This window comes from Mycobacterium palustre (genome assembly GCF_002101785.1).
Lineage (GTDB): Bacteria > Actinomycetota > Actinomycetes > Mycobacteriales > Mycobacteriaceae > Mycobacterium > Mycobacterium palustre.
This window is the reverse complement of sequence record NZ_LQPJ01000102.1, coordinates 139,321-156,771: the sequence shown is the minus strand read 5'-3', so window position 1 is coordinate 156,771 and position 17,451 is coordinate 139,321. Positions and strand designations below refer to the sequence as shown.

The following is a 17,451-nucleotide window of genomic DNA, read 5'->3' as shown; positions in this document are numbered from 1 at the left end:
CCGCCGCGATCCGCACCGTCTTCGCCCAGCCAGACGCCGAGCACGTGCGCGAACAACTCGACACCATCGCCGGCATGCTCGGCCGCCAGTTCCCCAAGGTCGAAACCATGTTGCGCGAGGCCGCCGCCGACATCACCGCCTTCGCCGACTTCCCGGTGGCCCACTGGAAAAAGATCTGGTCAACCAACCCACTGGAGCGATTGAACAAGGAAATCAAACGCCGCACCGACGTCGTCGGCGTGTTCCCCAACCCCGCCGCGCTGTTACGGCTGGCCGGCTCGGTACTCGTTGAGGCCCACGACGAATGGCAGGTCGCCGACAAGCGCTACCTCTCCGAGACCAGCCTCGCTCTGCTCGACGTCAGTGACCAAAGTGCCGAAACCATTGCCCCCACAGCCGCTCTCACGGCATAGTGGCTACCACAGAGCCACACGCGGACACGCGACCGCTCTTACACCACTCCACGGGACGTGACCCCCGCTGGAGCGACGGTAAAAGGCCGACAGGTCATCGGTAGTGCGCAGCTTGCTCATGTTCGTGGCGTCTCCGATGCGCTGACGCAGGCGCGGATCACGAGCCAGCTTCTCCTGCCAGATCTCCTCCGGCTGCGCCCGAAACCGCGGGATGTCCTTCGAGTCGCACATATGCACGACCGTCGCCCGGCCGGCGGGGCAGCTGGGCAGCACCAAAGCCATGTTGCCCTCGGCTCGGTAAATCTCGAAGGCGTCTTGTCCTTGGGCGCCCACCGGGTCGTCGACGTACCGAAAGGCAAAGCCGCGCAGGTTCTTCGACCCTCGATAGGGCTCCCAAACTCCCAACGCCGCCGCCATCCGTGATCTGCGGCCGTCGGCGCCGACCACCACCTGCGCATGAATCTCGTGCACGTGGTCAGGCCGGCCGCCGATGCGGTAACGGATTCCCGCGGCACGTTCACCCCGCCACACCACGTCTTCGACGCTGCAGCGTTCGCGCACATCCACACCGGCGGCGCGTGCGGTCTCGACCAGCAGCACATCGAGTTGGTCGCGCGGTATGCACAAACCGAAGTCGATGCCCATGAACTCACGGAAGCGTTCCCGAAACGACACCGGCCCGTCGTTGACCGCGAGGTAACGAGGCTTGGCCGGACCCAGTGCCAGCACGCGGTCCAGGGCGCCCATCATCAGGAGCTCCTGGACACCGCTGGGAACCAACGCGTGGGTGCTCAACGTGTCGGACGGGAAGCGAACCTTATCCAGCACGACCACTTCCAGCCCCGCCCGGGCCAACGGCACGGCGGTCGCCGTACCTGCCAGCCGAGCGCCGACGATCACCACGTCGGTCTCTTCGATCGTCGCAGGCAACTGGTCGTTGCTCAGGACCACGATTACCCAACCTCCACATGCCGCGTCGCCCGCGGCCTCTCGCTTGTCCTCCAGTCAAGTGTGCTGACGGGATCGTCGCGAGCGCGCCACCCTTTCGAGTGACATCGTGCCGCCCGAACGGGGTGGCCTGGATAACGTGGCAAACCGACACCAGCGGCGTTCGCACCAATCCATCGATGCAAATCAGACGCCCCCGGTCCGGCTCGACCCATCCGAACGTGGCTGGAAAAACCCTCGTAGGGGGGACGAACCAAACCCGAGACCGCCGTTACGGTTGGCCGCACGCCGCCGAAACGCGCGGCTGAAGGGATGTGACCATGCCACTCACTACCGCAGACCTTGCCGCCTATCCGGCTCGCTATTTCGCCGCCTGGGGTCAGCGTGACATCGCCACCGCGTTGAGCGTGATCGCCGACGGGGTCGACTGGCAGGATCCCGGGCTGCCCGGACCGATCACCAACCGTGACGACGTCGCCGCCTTCTTCGCCGCGGCGTGGTCTGGCTTTCCCGATCTGGCCTTTCACCCCTTAGGGGAGCCGTTAGTCGACGCGGCCAACCGGCGGGTCTCGCAGGAGTGGCGGATGGTCGGCACCCACACCGGAGAAGGCTTTCCTCCTGGTGTGCCACCCACCGGGCGCCCGTTCGACGTCATGGGAACCGACATCTGGCAGATCGACGACGACGGCCGCGCGGTAGCCGTGCATGCCTACTGGAACGTCGCGACACTCATGACGCAACTCGGCCTGGCCTGAACCCGACAGCGCCATCGACGGTCGGGAACGGAAGGAGACCGCGTGCGGGCCGTCGTGATTCACGAGTTCGGTGGACCCGAGGTGTTGAGGCCGGACAGCTTCCCCGACCCGATCGAGCGGCCCGGCTGGGTGGTAGTCAGACTGCGTGCCGCAGCATTGAACTGGCACGACGTATTGGTTCGACAGGGCCTCTACGCTTCGCCACTGCCGCACGTGATAGGCGCCGATGGGGCCGGGGTGAGGCGTGACACCGGCGAGGACGTGATGATCGTGCCTTCGCTCTACTGGGGCGACCGCAACGACGCCCCCGCGCCTGGCTGGTGCATCCTGGGCGACCGCCTGCCCGGGACCTACGCCGAATTGGTAAGCGTCCCAGAGAATTGCCTCGCCCCGAAACCGAAGGGTTACAACTGGTTCCAAGCCGCGGCGCTGCCGCTGGTTGGCCTGACCACCTACCGCGCGTTGTTCACCCGGGGCCGGCTGCGGGCGGGCGAATCGATGCTGGTCTTGGGCGCCGGTGGCGGAATCGCCACCATGGCAGTCCAACTCGCGTCACACGTGGGCGCGTCGATCGCCGTTACGTCGTCCTCGCCCGAGAAGATCGCGCGCGCCGTCGCCGAAGGCGCATTCGGCGGTGTGCTGCACAGCGATCCGGATTGGCTCCAGCAGGCTCGCGCCCTGTCACCGGCGGGCACCGGATTCGACCTAGTGCTCGATCCTGTTGGTCGCTGGGCCGAGTCGGTGCGCGCGTTGCGTCCCGGAGGGCGGCTGGTGGTCCTCGGTGCCAGCGCGTCCCAGACCGCCGCCATGGATGTGCGACAGTTCTATTTCGGCCAATACGACCTCTTGGGAACCACGTTGGGCAGCACCCGCGATTTCACCAGTCTTTTGCAGCTGCTGACCGAACGCCGCGTACCGCCGCCACTCATCGACCGGGTGTTTTCCCTGGACGACGCCGCAGACGCACATGCGCACCTCGAGTCATCGAGTGGATTCGGGAAGACCGTATTGGAGCACGCATGACCACGACGTCTTTGATCGACTACCGCAAGCGACCCGTGCGTGCCGGCACCGATGCGCCATCGGCGGCCTACCTGATCCTCGACGATCCGAAGCGGCGCAACGCACTGTCGGACACGCTGCTCGACGAGCTGATGGAATCACTCGGCCGCGCCGCGGACGATCCCGACGTGCGGGTGATCGTCTTGACATCCTCGCACGAACGCGTGTTCTCATCGGGCGGAAATCTCGACGCATTCGCCGACACCCGCCCCACCATCGCGAAATACGCTGGGCTCAAACGGTTTCCGGACATTTTTCGGGCATTGACCTCCATCGACAAGCCCGTGATATGCGCCGCGAATGGCGACGTGCTCGCCGGGGCACTCGGGATCGCGCTGGCGTGCGACCTTGTCATTGCCAAGGAGTCGGTGCGGCTGGGTTGCCCCGAGGTCAACGTGGGCGCCTTCCCATTCATGATCTCAGCACTCATCTTCCGGGCCACCGGCCGACTCATAGCAAACGACCTGATGATGACGGGCCGGCTGATTTCCGCCACGGAGGCCGCCGCCGCTGGGCTGGTGAACCGGGTGGTTCCCGACGCGGAATTCGACGATGCCGTGCGGGCCTGGGTCGCCACCATCGCCGAAAAGTCGCCGCTGCTGCTGGGACTCGGAAAGAAGGCGTTGGCGGCGACGCGCGACCTGCCGCTGGACGCGGCATTGGACTACCTGCAGGCTCAGCTCGCACTGGCGTTCACCACCGACGACCTTGCCGAGGGCGTCCGTGCGTTCAAGGAGCGAAGGCCGCCGGTGTGGCGAAACGTCTGAGCTCGCCAACCTTGCGGTTTTGGTCTGACCATAATAACGTTTTCCGGAGATTTTACAGAGGGTGAGTAAGGATGACGCCGGGGAAACACACCGACCGCTACACGGCCGACGACATTCGCGCTTACCGCGATGCCGGTTTGTGGGGCGACGAAACTCTGTTCGACCTGCTGGTCAAACAGGTCGACCAACGTCCCGACAAGGTCTTCGCCACCGACGGGCAGCGCTTTTTGACCTACCGCGACGTTCACGATTCCGCCCTGCGGCTGGCCGCGGGGTTCCACGAGCGGGGCTGGCGTGCCGGCGACACGGTCGCGATTCAGCTACCGAACTGGGTGGAGTTCATCGAGGCGGTCACCGCGCTGTCGCGGCTGGGCATCATCACCGTGCCAATCATGCCGATCTACCGACACGATGAGGTCGACTATGTAACCCGTCACGCCGAGGTGCGAGCAGTCATCGCGCCGGCGACCTTCCGAGGTTTCGACTATCTGACCATGTACCGCGATGTGCGGCGCGAGCGACCGGACTTCGAAATCGTGGTCGCACGCCCGGACGCCGTCGCCCTCGACATCGCGGTCGAAACGGACAGCGCAGTAAGCGCTTTGGACGCCATTCGCGCTGAAACCGTGCCGAATTCGTCTGACCTGCCGGCTCAACCGGATCCCGATGATCCGTTCGTAATCGTCTACACCTCCGGCACGACCTCCCGACCCAAGGGCTGTGTGCACACCTTCAACACCTACTGCTCGGGGGCGCGCAGCCTGTCCAAGGCCTTCGGCTATACCGATGATGATGTGCAGTTCGGGCCGTCACCGGTCACCCACACCACCGGGCTGGTCACCAGCGTGCTCGTGCCCCTGCTCAACGGAGCGGCGACCCATCTGATGGCCGAGTGGGAACCGAAGCGCGGCCTGGCCGAGATCGCCGAATTCGGCTGCACCCAGTCCGTGACGGCGACCACCTTCCTACAGATGTTGCTCAATGTCTTCGATCCTGAACGCGACAACGAACCCGGCCTCCGATTGTGGGTGTGCGCGGGCGCGCCCATCCCCAGAGCCGTGGTCGAACAAGCGACGGCGACCCTGCCCAAAATGAAGGTGCTCAGCCTATACGGCAGAAGTGAAAATCTTTGCACCACAACATGTACCGTCGATGACGATCCATCCAGGGCCCTGACCTCTGACGGCGCGGCGCTGCCGGGCCACGAGGTGGCGATAGTCGACGAGCGGGGCCGCGAGGTTCCGCGTGGAACCGAGGGAGACATCGCTTATCGGGGCCCGTCACACATGATCGGCTACCTCGCCAACCCGCAGGAGACGGCCGCCTTGTTCACTCCGACAGGCATGTCTCGGTCCGGGGATCTCGGCATTATGGACGACGACGGTTTCGTTCGGGTGACCGGCCGCGTCAAAGACATCATCATCCGCGGCGGCATGAACATCAGTGCCCGTGAGATCGAGGATCATCTTGCGGCTCATCCGGCGCTCAGCTCGGCGGCCGTGATCGGTGTTCCAGATAATCGCCTGGGCGAGCGGGTGGGCTGTTTCTTAGTCGCCCGCGAGGGCCGATCCGCGCCCACCGTGGAAGAGCTGCGGAACTACCTCACCGGCCATGGCGTCGCCATCCAGAAAACTCCGGAGGTGGTTTTCTGTGTCGACAGCCTGCCCATGACGGCCACCGGGAAGGTGCAAAAGCACGTCCTTCGCGACCGGGCGGCAAACGCCGTCAAGTCAGACCACATCGGCGCCACCCCATAGCGGCCATGGATCTCAAAGACAGTGCGGCCGAGGCCGAGTTCCGTCAGCGGGTTCGTAGCTGGCTCAACGACGCCCTGCCCGCACTTGGTGGACCCGAACCTCAGCGCCTGGAAGACAAGCGCGATTATTGGGGACGCTGGCAGCGGATGCAATTCGACGCCGGCTTCGCCGGCTTGTCATGGCCGCGAGAATTCGGTGGTGGCGGAGCCGACGCCAAGCTCAAAGCCGTGTTCACCGAGGAGCTTGATCGCGCAGGAGCCCCCGAGCGTCTCAACATCATCGGCGAAGATTTCGCCGGCCCAACGATCATCGCCTTCGGGACTCAGGATCAGCGGGAGCGCTATCTGCGGCCGATCCTCACCGGCGAGCACATCTGGTGCCAGCTGTTCTCCGAACCCGAAGCCGGGTCTGACCTGGCATCGCTGCGCACGGCGGCGGTCCGGGTCGAGGGCGGATGGCGCATCACCGGGCAAAAGATCTGGACCAGCCGGGCCCAGCTTGCGGCGCACGCAATCCTGTTGGCGCGCACGGGTGGCGGACTCAGGCACCGCGGCATCACGTATTTCCTCCTGAACATGACAGCGCCAGGTGTGCGGGTCCGCCCCCTCGCGCATATGCTCGGCGAAGCCGAGTTCAACGAGGTATTCCTGGATGACGTCTTTGTTCCGGACGAGGACGTTGTCGGTGCCATCGACGGCGGGTGGCAAGTGGCCATGGGCACCCTGGCCTTCGAGCGCGTCGCCATCGCGACCGGACGCGTCAACACGACCCGAGCGGTCAACGACCTGATCACCGAAATCGCGGGGCGCACCGCCGAGGACGGCAGCCCACTGGGCGCCGATCCGCTGGTGCGTCAACAAATTGCGGATCTTTACGGCCGAGCGTTGACCCACTACCTGATCAGCCAGCGAGTCATCACCGGGGCGGCCAGTGGCGAGCCACCAGGGCCGGTCACCTCGATCGGCAAGCTGTACTTCTGCCCGCTGGTAGAGGACATCGCCGATTTCGGCCTGTCCCTGTCGCAGCTGAACGGGCAGTTCTCGTTACCCGAAAAGGACTGCCCGAGTCCCGATGCCGCAGCCGAGCGCTGGCTGCGGCTGGCGACGCAGGCGCGTGGCACCGCCATCGCCGGCGGCTCGACCTTCATCCAGCGAAACATCGTCGCCGAGCGGATCCTCGGCATGCCGAGGGAGTGACAGGGTTAGCCCGTGCTAGTCGTCGACCGTGATCGAGTCCCGTTGATCGACTTTCAGTACCGCCGACGCGTAGCTGTGCACGTGCCTGCGCATCCTGCGCCCGGCTGCTTCGGCATCCTGGTCGCGGATAGCTTTGGTGATCGACTTGTGGGCACGCGCGGTCACCGCGCGCACCGAGTCATCGATAAAAGCCGCATTTTCGGTGCCCATATAGATAGCCTGCGACAGCGCGGTCATGAAACCGATCAGAAGCTCGTTGTGGCTGGCAATCGCCACCCCGACGTGCCAGTCCAGGTTGGCCTGCAGGAACTTCGACAGCTCGGCGCCCGGGTCGGCGATCGCCTCGTTGGCGCGATCGAGGGCAGCCAGCTCGGCTTCTGTGCGCTTGGCAGCGGCGAGCTCAGCGCAGAACGGCTCGAGCGCTTCGCGCGTCTCCATCAGATCGGCCAGCTTGATCTGCCTGCCACGGATGAGGGTGGTCACCGAGTTGGCCATGGAGGCGGTGCTGGGGCGCTGGACGAACGCGCCGCCGGCCCGGCCCGCCTTGACGCGCACCAGGTTTTGAACCTCCAGGATCCGCAACGCCTCGCGCACCGTCGCGCGGCTCATCTGCGTCTGCTTGACCAGTTCGCGTTCCGCAGGAAGGGCCGCGCCCTCCCGGAGTTCGCCGTTGAGGATCCGCTCTCGCAACTCACGCGCGAGCACGTCGGGAGCTTTTGGCACGTCCACTGGGCCAAGCGTGATCGCTGGCCGCGCCGCGTCACTTTCCATCACGCCTCCTCAATGGACTTATGGTCTGACCCAAATTACCATCCGCGGCTCAGCTTCACCGGGATCCAATCGAGTCGCCGCCCATCACCTCGTGGAGAGACACATGCACTGGGAACTCTCTGATGAACAGAACCTTTACGCCGAATCGCTACGAGAATGGCTGACTGCGAGCGCTGATCCGACTCAGTTGCGCGCGTGGCTGGACGCCGGGGACTATCGGACGTTTGACGACGCCCTGACCGAAAATGGTTGGGCCGGTGTCGGCTTCGACGAAGCCGTCGGCGGGCAAGGCGGAAATCTGCTGGAAATGGCGTTAACCTCACGCGAACTTGGCCGTGCCGCAGCGCCGTCGGCGCGCTGGCTGGCGCGAGCCGTAGCCGATGCGGCACTGATGCGGGAACCCAAACTGGCGCGGGCCGCTCTCGAAGGCGGCGAACTGACCGTTTTGGCAGTGCGCTGCGACCGAATCCCGTCCACCGGTTCGGCGTTGCCCATGAGCAATGGCCTGGTCAACGGACAGATACCCTGCGTTTTGGCGGCCGATGAAGCCGATCGCTTCCTGGTCCCGGTGACCCATTCGGAAGGGGGCACGGGTCTGGCAGTCGTCGAACGTGACGGTGGCAACGTCCACGTTCACCCGCGGACACTCCTCGACCGTTCTCGCAGCGCTGGTGACGTGGTGTTCGATGCGGCCCCCGCCAGTCCGATCGAACTCGACGACGACGCCGAAGTGGTGCTCACGGCGCTCGCCGGGCGGGCCGCGGCGCTGGTGGCCGCCGACGCCCTCGGCGCCGCTGAGCGAATGCTCGACATGACCGTTGATTACTCGATGCAGCGCAAGCAGTTTGGCCGCCCAATCGGGGCATTCCAGGCGGTAAAACATGCGGCTGCCCAGATGCTGGTGACAGTCGAATCGTGCTACTCCATAGCGTTGTTCGCCGCAGCATCGGCACAGGAGGGGGCCCCCGAAGCCGTGCTGCACGCCGCCGCCGCCAAGGCCCAGGTGACGCAGCATAGCGCCGAGCTTGCCGATGCTGCACTTACCGTGCACGGCGCCATCGGCTACACCTGGGAATACGACCTGCAGTTGTTCTATAAGCGGGCCAAGCTGGACCGCATCCTCTTCGGCGCGCCAGCAGCATGGAATGAACAAATCGCAGCCAGGCTGCCGATCGTGCCGGCCGCCTCATGAGCCCGACGACGGCGACCTTTCGTTTTGGTCTGTCCATTAGTATCATTATTTCGACATCGCAGTGCTGAAGGGAGTTCGGCGTGGACTTCGAGCCGACCGAGGATCAGCAGACGATCCGGTCCGCAGTCGCAGAGCTGGCCGGCAAGTTCGACGATCACTACTGGATGACAAAGGACCGCGATCACGAATTCCCTCAAGAGTTCTACGACGCGTTCGCCCAAGGCGGCTGGCTTGGAATCACCGCGCCTGAGCGATACGGCGGTCACGGCTACGGCATCACCGAGGCGTCGATCCTGCTCGAGGAGGTCGCCGCTTCCGGTGCCGGAATGAACGGCGCCAGTTCCATTCACATGTCGATTTTTGGCATGCACCCGGTCATAGTGCACGGATCCGACGAACTCAAGCGCCGCACACTGCCCCGGATCGTCAGCGGCGACCTCCACGTCTGCTTCGGCGTGACCGAGCCCGGCGCGGGCCTGGACACCACCAGAATCACGACCTTCGCCCGCCGCGATGGCGACCACTATGTTGTCAACGGACGTAAAGTCTGGATCTCCAAGGCGGTGGAGTCCGAGAAGATCCTATTGCTCACCCGCACAACGAAATTCGAGGACGTCGCCCGCAAAACGGACGGATTGACGCTATTTCTCACCGACTTGGACCGGAGCAAGGTCGACATCAGACCGATTCCGAAGATGGGTCGCAATGCCGTGACATCGAACGAATTGTTCATCGATGGCCTCGAGATTCCCGTCGAGGACCGAGTGGGCGAGGAGGGCAAAGGCTTCCAATACATTCTCGACGGCCTGAATCCCGAACGCTGCCTGGTCGCCGCCGAAGCACTCGGAATAGGCCGCGCCGCCCTTCGCGCCGCCGTTCGCTACGGCAACGAGCGCGAGGTATTCGGCCGCCCGATCGCGATGAACCAAGGCATCCAGTTTCCGCTGGCCGACTCGCTGGCCAAGCTGGATGCCGCCGAGTTGATGCTGCGTAAGGCCACCTGGCTGTACGACAACGGTAAACCGTGCGGCCGTGAGGCCAACACCGCCAAATACCTTTGCGCCGAAGCCGGTTTCGATGCGGCCGACCGTGCGTTGCAGACCCATGGCGGGATGGGTTACTCCGAGGAGTACCACGTTGCCCGATACTTTCGCGAGGCGCGGCTCACTCGGATCGCGCCGATCAGCCAGGAAATGATCCTCAACTTCCTGGGCTCACACGTCCTCGGCATGCCGAGGAGCTACTGATGGCCGGCGACCTTGCGGAAGTGTTCCGCCTTGACGGCCGTTCGGCGTTGGTGACGGGGGCCGGCGCTGGTGTCGGTGCCGCTGTCGCGCGGGCATTCGCCGCCGCGGGTGCGGCAGTGCTGGTCGGCGACATCGACAAAGACGCCGCCGCGGCGGTCGCCGACGAGATCACCGCCGACGGCGGCCGGGCCGACTCGTTCGGATTCGACGTGCGCGACGCGGCGGCCGCCGCCGACGCCACCGCGCGGGCCGCGGCGCTGACGCACGGAAAACTGTACATCCTCGTAAACAACGCCGGCGCCATCGCCCCGGCGATGCTTGCCAACCAGACAGAAGAGATCTTCCGCCGGATAGTGGACATTCACCTGGTCGGCAGTTTCCTGTGCAGCCATGCCGCACAAGCACTTCTGCCCGACGATGGTCGCGGCCGCATCATCAACGTCACCTCCGCGGCCGGACTGACCGGCACCATCGGTCAGGTGAACTACGGCGCCGCCAAGGCGGGCATCGTGGGGCTGACCAAATCACTCGCTCGCGAATTGGCGGGAAAAGCAGTGACTGTCAACGCGATCGCGCCGCTGGCGGCCACCGCGATGACGGCCAACATCCGCGCCAACGAGAAACTCGCGGCGAAGACATTGGCCCGTATTCCGCTGGGACGGTGGGCCACACCCGAGGAGATCGCGCCAAGCTTCCTCTTCCTCGCCTCGGACGCCGGCTCTTACATCACCGGCCAGGTATTGCCCGTCGACGGCGGGACGGTGATGTAGGTGAACGCATCGGTAGACGGACCCTTCACCCGGGCCGGCCGTGCCGTGTTCATCGCCGAGGCGGTGCGCACCCCCATCGGCAAGTCGCACCCCGAACGCGGCTGGTATCGCGACATGCACCCCAACACCATCCTGGCCGCCTGCTACACCGAGCTGATCTCGCGGACAGGACTCCAACCCGCAGTGATCGACGACTTGATCATCGGCTGCACAGCGCCTTTCGGGGAACAGTCCCGCAACATCGGGCGCAATGCCTGGCTCCAGGCCGGATTCCCCCCGGAAGTTCCGGCTACCACCTTGGATCGCCGCTGCGGTTCGGCGCAAACCGCCGTCGAGATGGGTGCAGCGCTGATCGCCTCCGGTACCCACGACATCGTGATCGCCGGCGGCGTGGAGCACATGGGCCACGTCCCGATCGACTCCCCCATCAAGATCAGCGAGCTGTACGGTGACCCGTGGCCGCCCGAGTTGCGCGAGCGATACAGCTTCGTGCACCAGGGCGAAAGTGCCGAGCTCATCGCAGACCGCTGGGGCATCGGCCGCGCCGAGATGGACGAATTCGCCGCTGGTTCACACCGAGCCGCCGCAACCGCGATCGCCGAGCACCGGTTCGATGCGGAGATGGTGCCGCTGCTGCTGGATGGTGAGCGGCGCACCAGCGATCAATGCGTGCGCCCCGACACCACCGTCGAGGCCTTAGCCGGACTGCGGCCCGCGTTCCGGCGGGAAAACGGCACCATCACCGCGGGGACCTCCTCGCCGATCTCCGACGGGTCCGCCGCGGTGCTGTTGTGCTCGCAGGACGCCGCCCGCGAGCACGGGCTGCACATCCGGGCCCGCATCGTCGATCAGACCACCGTCGGAGTGGACCCGATCATCATGCTCACCGGTCCCATACCGGCGACCCGAAAGTTGTTAGAACGCAATGCCTTGTCGGTCGATGATATCGACCTGTTCGAAGTCAACGAGGCTTTCGCCTCCGTCGTCTTGGCCTGGCAGCGTGAACTCAAAGCGGACCCCGAGCGGGTCAACGTCAATGGCGGGGCGATCGCTCTCGGCCACGCCGTCGGTGCCACGGGTGCGCGGCTGATCGCCACGCTGGTCGCCGAACTCGAGCGACGCGAGGCCAACCTCGGTTTGGTGACCATGTGCTGCGGCGGCGGTCTGGGCACCGGCACCATCATCCAGCGAGTGCCGTCTTGATCGATTTCACCAAGTTCTTGTCGCGCGGCGACGGAGTGTGGTGGGGCCAGGCAGCCGCCGAACCCCGCCCCCTGGTGAATGCGCTGATCACCCAGAACGCCCGCATCGGACCGATCCGGACGTTCACCGGCCTGTCCTGGAACGACCAGCTGGCGCTGAACATGCCCGCACGCGTGTCGATGGTGTCTTACGGGGGATTAGGGGAGCTGCGGGAGCTCAGCCGAATCGGACGGCTCGACGTCGTCCCGTGTCATTACTCGGCGCTGCCGAGGATGTTCGCCGAACGCCGACTGCCCTGCGACGTCGGGCTGGTCCAGGTGTCGCCACCGGACGCCGACGGACGGTGCTCGCTGGGCATCGGCGTAGACTACGTCGCCGATGCCGTCGGGCACACCCCAGTGCTGGTCGCCGAGATCAACGCCCAAATGCCTGCCACCATCGGAACGGAACCGATTCCCCTCGAACGGTTCGCGGCCACCATCACCACCGACCGCCCCCTACCCGAAGACCCGACCCGCCCGCCCGATGCGGTGGACCGGCGAATCGCTGCACACATCGCCGCACTGGTCGACGACGGCGACACCGTCCAACTGGGCGTCGGATCACTGGGCGCGGCGGTCCTCGAAGCCCTCGCCGAGCACCAAGACCTCGGCTTTCACACCGGCATGATCACCGACGCCCTGATGCGATTGGTGGACAAAGGGGTAGCCACCGGCCGGCACAAGGAAATCGAGCCCGGTCTCGTCGTCGTCGGCACTGCGCTGGGATCCGCAGAACTCTACCGACGCATTCCCGAGTTACCCACCCGATTTCGACCGACCAGCTATACCCATTCCCCCCGGGTTCTCGCCGAATTGGCCTCCCTGGTGTCGATCAACTTCGCCGTGGAGGTCGACCTGTCCGGCCAAGTCGGCGCCGAGGTCAGCGGCGGCGTCTACGTCGGCGCCGTCGGCGGCCAAGTCGACTTCACCCGCGCCGCCGCCCTCACCGGCAGGCGCTCGATCATTGCCCTGCGTTCGCAATTCCGCGGCCGCTCAACGATCAAATCCCGCCTCGACAGCGGGGTGGTGACCACCGCCCGGTCCGACGTCGACGTCGTCGTCACCGAGCACGGCGCGGCACACCTGCGCGGCTGCAGCATCGGTGAGCGGGCCCGCCGACTGGCCACCATCGCCGCCCCCGAGTTCCGTGAGCAATTGGAGAAGGAGATCACCAAGCTATGAGTCCCACATTGCCCGCCACCGCCCGCATCCGCGAAGTGGGTCCCCGCGACGGTTTTCAGAACGAACCCGAGATCATCAGCACCGAGGACAAGATTGCACTCATCAACCAATTGGCGCGGACCGGCCTCGATCGCATCGAGATCGCCAGCTTCGTACGTCCCGATGTCATCCCCCAGCTGGCCGACGCCGTCGAAGTCTTGAGCGGCGTGGATATTCCCGAGCACGTCTCACTTACGGTGCTGGTGCCGAACAACCGCGGCCTGGACAACGCACTCAAAGTTCGGGACCGGTTCCACGAAGTCGCGATGTTCGTCTCGGCGTCGGAAACCCACAACCGGCGCAACGTCAACCGGGCCATCGACGAATCAATGGCCGACAACGAGATCGTCGCCAAACGCATCGACGCCGAAGGCCTCCGCCCCACCGCGGTGATCGCCACGGCGTTCGGCTGCCCGTTCGAGGGCAAGGTCCCGATGGAGCGCACGTTGGAGATCGCCGAGCAGTTCGCCGCCGCCGGCTGCGCCGAGATCGGGTTCGGCGACACCACCGGAATGGCGCATCCCGCTTACGTTTTCGACATCTTCTCAGCGGCACTCGAACGCCTGCCCGGCATCGAGATCACCGCCCATTTCCACAACACCCGCGGGCAGGGCCTCGCTAATGCGTACGCGGCCTTGCAGGCCGGTTGCACCAGCTTCGAATCCAGCTTCGGGGAGCTGGGCGGCTGCCCCGTTCCCGCCGGGTCCACGGGAAACATCGCCACCGAGGACCTGATCAACATGTTCCACGAGATGGGTGTGGCCACCGGCGTGAGCCTGCCCGCGGTGATCGACGCGGCCCGCGCCGCCCAGAGCGTGCTTGGGCGCAAGCTGACCAGCCACTGCATCGTCGCCGGTCCGGTGGACTGGCATCCCGACGGCACCGGAACCGGCTGCAATTAACAGACACCGAGCACTGAAAGGCAGGTAAGGCCAACTATGACCGACCGTGTCGCATTCGTCACCGGCGCCGCCCAGGGCATCGGCGCCGGCATAGCCGAAACGTTGGGCAACAACGGCTTTCGCGTCGCCGTCGCGGACCTCAACATCGACGCCGCGCAGGAAACCGCCAAACGCATCGTCGACGCCGGGGGCAAGGCGATCGCGGTGCACGTCGACGTCACCGAAACCGCATCGGTCCGCGGCGCGGTCGAGACGGTCACCGCGGAACTCGGCGAGGTGGAGATCGCGGTCAACAACGCCGGCTGGGACGACTTCATGCCGTTTTTAAAGACCACCGAGGACTTCTGGAACCGGATCCTCGACATCAACTTCAAAGGCGCGCTGCGAGTTTGCCACGCCGTCGTGCCCGGCATGGTCGAGCGCGGCTTCGGACGGGTGGTCAACATCGGCTCCGACGCGGGGCGGGTCGGGTCCTCACTGGAAGCCGTGTATTCCGGCGCCAAGGGCGGGATCATCGCCTTCACCAAGACGTTGGCACGCGAGGTCGCCACCAAGGGCGTCACGGTCAACACCGTGTGCCCCGGTCCCACCGATACCCCGGCGTTGCGCAAAGTCGCCGACAACTCCGGGGAGGACGCCGACAAGGTGATCGGCGGGATGACCCGGTCGGTGCCGATGAAACGGCTGGCGACTCCGGCCGACGTCGCCGCGGCGGTGGCCTTTTTCGCCTCCGATGCCGCCGGCTACATCACCGGTCAGACCCTGTCGGTCAGCGGCGGGTTGACGATGGCATGAGTGCGGTCACCTGGTCCGCCGACGGTCCGGTGCTGCACATCGTGCTGAACCGGCCGCCGGCCAACGCGCTCGGGCCGGCGATCATCGAGGGAATGCACGCCGCCCTCGACGCCGCGGATAAGTCGCAGCCGAAAGTGCTGCTGGTGTCATCTGACCTGGACGGCTTCTTCGCCGCGGGCGCCGACATCAAACACATGACGACCGTCGACGCCGCATCGTTCAAAGCCTATGGCGACAGTTTGCGCTCCAGTTTGAACCGGCTCGCCGACCACGCCGCGGTGTCGGTGGCCGCGATCGACGGGCTGGCGCTCGGCGGCGGCCTGGAACTCGCGATGGCCTGCACGTTGCGGGTTGCCGGGTCCACCTCGAAGCTGGGCTTGCCGGAGGTCAAGCTCGGCCTCATTCCCGGTGCCGGCGGAACGCAGCGCCTGCCGCGCCTGGTTGGCCGCGGCCCCGCACTGGACCTGATGCTGACCGGACGCCAGATCGATGCGACCGAAGCCTTTCGCGTCGGACTAATCGACCGGCTCGTCGAACCGGGCGCCGCGGTGTCGACCGCACGCGCCTTGGCCGAAGAACTCTGCGCCGCGTCGGCGCCCGCGCAGCGGGCGGTGGTACGGACGGTCGACGCCGCCGCCAACCTTCCCCTCGCCGAGGGACTGCGGTACGAAGTCGAGCAGATTCAGGAGCTGTTCGAGCACGGCGAGGCCGCCGAGGGGCTGCGGGCCTTCGTGGAAAAGCGCGCCCCGAAATTCGGTTAGGAAGTGCATGATGAGCCCGACCTCCGCGGAGCTACACACGCTCACAGTGACACAACCAGCCGAAGGCGTTGTCCTCGTCACGCTGAACCGGCCCGACCGTCTCAATGCGATGACCGTGACGATGTTCAACGAATTGGAGGAGGTCGCCCGGTCGCTCGGCGCCGACAGTGCCGTGCGCGTGGTGATCCTGACCGGCGCGGGAAACGCGTTCTGCGCGGGCTATGACCTCGACGACGCCGAGGGCCTTCCGGGTTTATCGCCCCTCGGGATGCTCGAACGCCAGGAGAACGCCGCCCGCGCGCTTGCCGCGGTGCGCGCCATCCCGGTGCCGGTGATCGCTGCGGTCAACGGGGCCGCGGCCGGCGGCGGCTTTTCGCTGAGCCTGATGGCCGACATCCGATTGGGTTCTCCCGCAGCCAGATTCAACGCCGCGTTCGTGCGGATCGGGCTGTCGGCCGGCGACCTGGGCGCCTCCTGGCTGTTGCCCCGGCTCATCGGGCCCGCGCAGGCGGCCGACATCGCCTACACCGGAAGAATCGTCGAAGCCGAGGAGGCCGAACGGCTGGGACTACTCAACGCGGTCACCGGGGCGGACGACCTGCTCGATGAAGCCTTGGCGATGGCGCGTCAGATCTGCGCCAATTCCCCCGGCGGAGTCAAGCTGTCCAAACGTGCGCTGCAGGCCAATATGGAGATCGACTCGTTCGCCGCCGCGCTCGAACTGGAGAGCCGGGGCCAGGCGCTGCTGACCCGATGCGCCGACATGCCCGAGGCGCTCGCGGCATTCCGAGAGAAGCGCCCACCGAACTTCACGGGCCGCTGACCAATGGGCACGTGGAACCGGGTGGCGCAGCGGCCAATGGCAGACATCATCGCCGAGCTCGGCTCGGCCAACACACTGACCTTCGCGGAGCCACGGCCCGGTATCGGGCTGATGTCGGTGAACCGCCCCGACCGCGGTAACTCTCAGACGGTCGAAATGTTCGGCGAAATCGCTTGGTACGCACACACGTTACGCAAGGCGCCATTGCGCGCGCTAATAATCACAGGCGCCGGCGGTGCAACCTTCTGCACCGGCTTCGACCTCGCGGAGGTCGCAGTCATCACGGAGATGACGATCCCCGAGTTCAACGAACTAATCGATACCGCCGCGGCGGGGACCTCGGGCTTGCGCGCCTTGCCGTTTCCGGTGATCGCCGCGATCAGCGGACCGGTCGCGGGCGGTGGGCTGTCGCTGGCACTGTCGGCCGACATCCGACTGGCCAGCCGGTCCGCGAATTTCAGCGCAGGTTTCGTCCGTGTTGGGCTATCGATCGGTGAGCTTGGAGCGTCCTGGCACCTGTCGCGTGTAGTCGGCCCGGCCAGGGCCGCCGAAATCTCCTTCACCGGCCGCACCGTGAAGGCCGACGAAGCGGTTCGCATCGGTCTGGCCAACCGCATCGTTGCCGACGGCGACGACGTCGTCGCCGCGGCCATCGAGCTTGCCGAATCCATCGTCGCCAACGGCGCCGAAGGTGTACGGGCAACGAAGAACTCGCTGATGCGCAGCGCCGAGGTCACCTCGTTTCTGGCCGCCCTGGAGTTGGAAAACCGCAGCCAGGTGGTATGCCGCACCGCGTTGTCGTGATCACCCGCGCACGCCAGCTACGC

At 65.8% G+C, this 17,451-nt stretch carries 18 protein-coding genes; 16 read left to right on the top strand and 2 right to left on the bottom strand.

The features are described 5' to 3' along the window. Nucleotides 1–413: transposase (locus AWC19_RS14500; protein ID WP_196761794.1), on the top strand; the 413-nt coding region annotated here is incomplete at its 5' end. Between the two features lie 3 nt (nucleotides 414–416). Here AWC19_RS14500 and AWC19_RS14495 read toward each other — a convergent pair. Next, nucleotides 417–1,364, bottom strand: a complete 948-nt coding sequence (locus tag AWC19_RS14495; protein WP_245848973.1) for an NAD(P)/FAD-dependent oxidoreductase — start codon at nucleotides 1,362–1,364, stop codon at nucleotides 417–419. A gap of 317 nt (nucleotides 1,365–1,681) precedes the next feature. On the opposite strand from AWC19_RS14495, the gene AWC19_RS14490 reads away from it, so the two are divergent. The 5 genes from AWC19_RS14490 to AWC19_RS14470 all read left to right on the top strand — a co-directional run bounded on the left by AWC19_RS14490 (nucleotide 1,682) and on the right by AWC19_RS14470 (nucleotide 6,898). Further along, nucleotides 1,682–2,116 carry an ester cyclase gene (locus AWC19_RS14490; RefSeq protein WP_085078764.1) on the top strand — a complete coding sequence of 145 codons (435 nt, stop codon included), beginning with the start codon at nucleotides 1,682–1,684 and terminating at the stop codon, nucleotides 2,114–2,116. Between the two features lie 42 nt (nucleotides 2,117–2,158). Then, complete coding sequence (locus tag AWC19_RS14485; protein WP_085078750.1) at nucleotides 2,159–3,139, top strand: quinone oxidoreductase family protein; 981 nt, start codon at nucleotides 2,159–2,161, stop codon at nucleotides 3,137–3,139. Further along, nucleotides 3,136–3,945 (top strand): enoyl-CoA hydratase/isomerase family protein, encoded by an 810-nt coding sequence (locus tag AWC19_RS14480; protein WP_085078749.1) that lies wholly within the window; start codon nucleotides 3,136–3,138, stop codon nucleotides 3,943–3,945. The genes AWC19_RS14485 and AWC19_RS14480 overlap by 4 nt, the downstream gene beginning before the upstream one ends. A gap of 71 nt (nucleotides 3,946–4,016) precedes the next feature. Next, the gene (locus tag AWC19_RS14475) at nucleotides 4,017–5,702 is read left to right on the top strand and encodes an AMP-binding protein (RefSeq protein ID WP_085078748.1); all 1,686 of its coding nucleotides are present in this window, start codon (nucleotides 4,017–4,019) and stop codon (nucleotides 5,700–5,702) included. Nucleotides 5,703–5,707: 5 nt separating this feature from the next. Beyond that, complete coding sequence (locus AWC19_RS14470; protein WP_085078747.1) at nucleotides 5,708–6,898, top strand: acyl-CoA dehydrogenase family protein; 1,191 nt, start codon at nucleotides 5,708–5,710, stop codon at nucleotides 6,896–6,898. A 15-nt stretch (nucleotides 6,899–6,913) separates the two neighbouring features. Here AWC19_RS14470 and AWC19_RS14465 read toward each other — a convergent pair whose 3' ends face one another. Beyond that, complete coding sequence (locus AWC19_RS14465) at nucleotides 6,914–7,669, bottom strand: FadR/GntR family transcriptional regulator (RefSeq protein WP_085078746.1); 756 nt, start codon at nucleotides 7,667–7,669, stop codon at nucleotides 6,914–6,916. Nucleotides 7,670–7,772: 103 nt separating this feature from the next. Between AWC19_RS14465 and AWC19_RS14460 the strand changes: the two genes are divergently transcribed. The 10 genes from AWC19_RS14460 to AWC19_RS14415 all read left to right on the top strand — a co-directional run bounded on the left by AWC19_RS14460 (nucleotide 7,773) and on the right by AWC19_RS14415 (nucleotide 17,428). Beyond that, entirely contained in the window at nucleotides 7,773–8,861 is a 1,089-nt protein-coding gene (locus AWC19_RS14460) for an acyl-CoA dehydrogenase family protein (protein WP_085078745.1), read from the top strand. An 80-nt stretch (nucleotides 8,862–8,941) separates the two neighbouring features. Then, nucleotides 8,942–10,108 (top strand): acyl-CoA dehydrogenase family protein, encoded by a 1,167-nt coding sequence (locus AWC19_RS14455; RefSeq protein WP_085078744.1) that lies wholly within the window; start codon nucleotides 8,942–8,944, stop codon nucleotides 10,106–10,108. After that, nucleotides 10,108–10,878, top strand: coding sequence for an SDR family NAD(P)-dependent oxidoreductase (locus tag AWC19_RS14450; RefSeq protein ID WP_085078743.1), 771 nt, complete (start codon nucleotides 10,108–10,110; stop codon nucleotides 10,876–10,878). Before AWC19_RS14455 ends, AWC19_RS14450 begins: the two co-directional genes overlap by 1 nt. Next, complete coding sequence (locus AWC19_RS14445; RefSeq protein WP_085078742.1) at nucleotides 10,879–12,081, top strand: thiolase family protein; 1,203 nt, start codon at nucleotides 10,879–10,881, stop codon at nucleotides 12,079–12,081. It begins immediately after the preceding gene. Next, complete coding sequence (locus AWC19_RS14440; RefSeq protein WP_085078741.1) at nucleotides 12,078–13,304, top strand: acetyl-CoA hydrolase/transferase family protein; 1,227 nt, start codon at nucleotides 12,078–12,080, stop codon at nucleotides 13,302–13,304. The genes AWC19_RS14445 and AWC19_RS14440 overlap by 4 nt, the downstream gene beginning before the upstream one ends. Beyond that, nucleotides 13,301–14,245 (top strand): hydroxymethylglutaryl-CoA lyase, encoded by a 945-nt coding sequence (locus AWC19_RS14435; protein ID WP_085078740.1) that lies wholly within the window; start codon nucleotides 13,301–13,303, stop codon nucleotides 14,243–14,245. The genes AWC19_RS14440 and AWC19_RS14435 overlap by 4 nt, the downstream gene beginning before the upstream one ends. Before the next feature lie 36 nt (nucleotides 14,246–14,281). Beyond that, nucleotides 14,282–15,040, top strand: a complete 759-nt coding sequence (locus tag AWC19_RS14430) for an SDR family NAD(P)-dependent oxidoreductase (protein ID WP_085078739.1) — start codon at nucleotides 14,282–14,284, stop codon at nucleotides 15,038–15,040. Continuing rightward, a complete protein-coding gene (locus AWC19_RS14425; protein WP_085078738.1) occupies nucleotides 15,037–15,801 on the top strand; it encodes an enoyl-CoA hydratase/isomerase family protein in 765 nt (254 codons plus the stop codon). The genes AWC19_RS14430 and AWC19_RS14425 overlap by 4 nt, the downstream gene beginning before the upstream one ends. A gap of 7 nt (nucleotides 15,802–15,808) precedes the next feature. Then, a complete protein-coding gene (locus tag AWC19_RS14420) occupies nucleotides 15,809–16,624 on the top strand; it encodes an enoyl-CoA hydratase/isomerase family protein (protein ID WP_085078737.1) in 816 nt (271 codons plus the stop codon). Between the two features lie 3 nt (nucleotides 16,625–16,627). After that, complete coding sequence (locus tag AWC19_RS14415; RefSeq protein ID WP_085078736.1) at nucleotides 16,628–17,428, top strand: enoyl-CoA hydratase/isomerase family protein; 801 nt, start codon at nucleotides 16,628–16,630, stop codon at nucleotides 17,426–17,428. The last annotated feature ends 23 nt before the right edge of the window (nucleotides 17,429–17,451 follow it).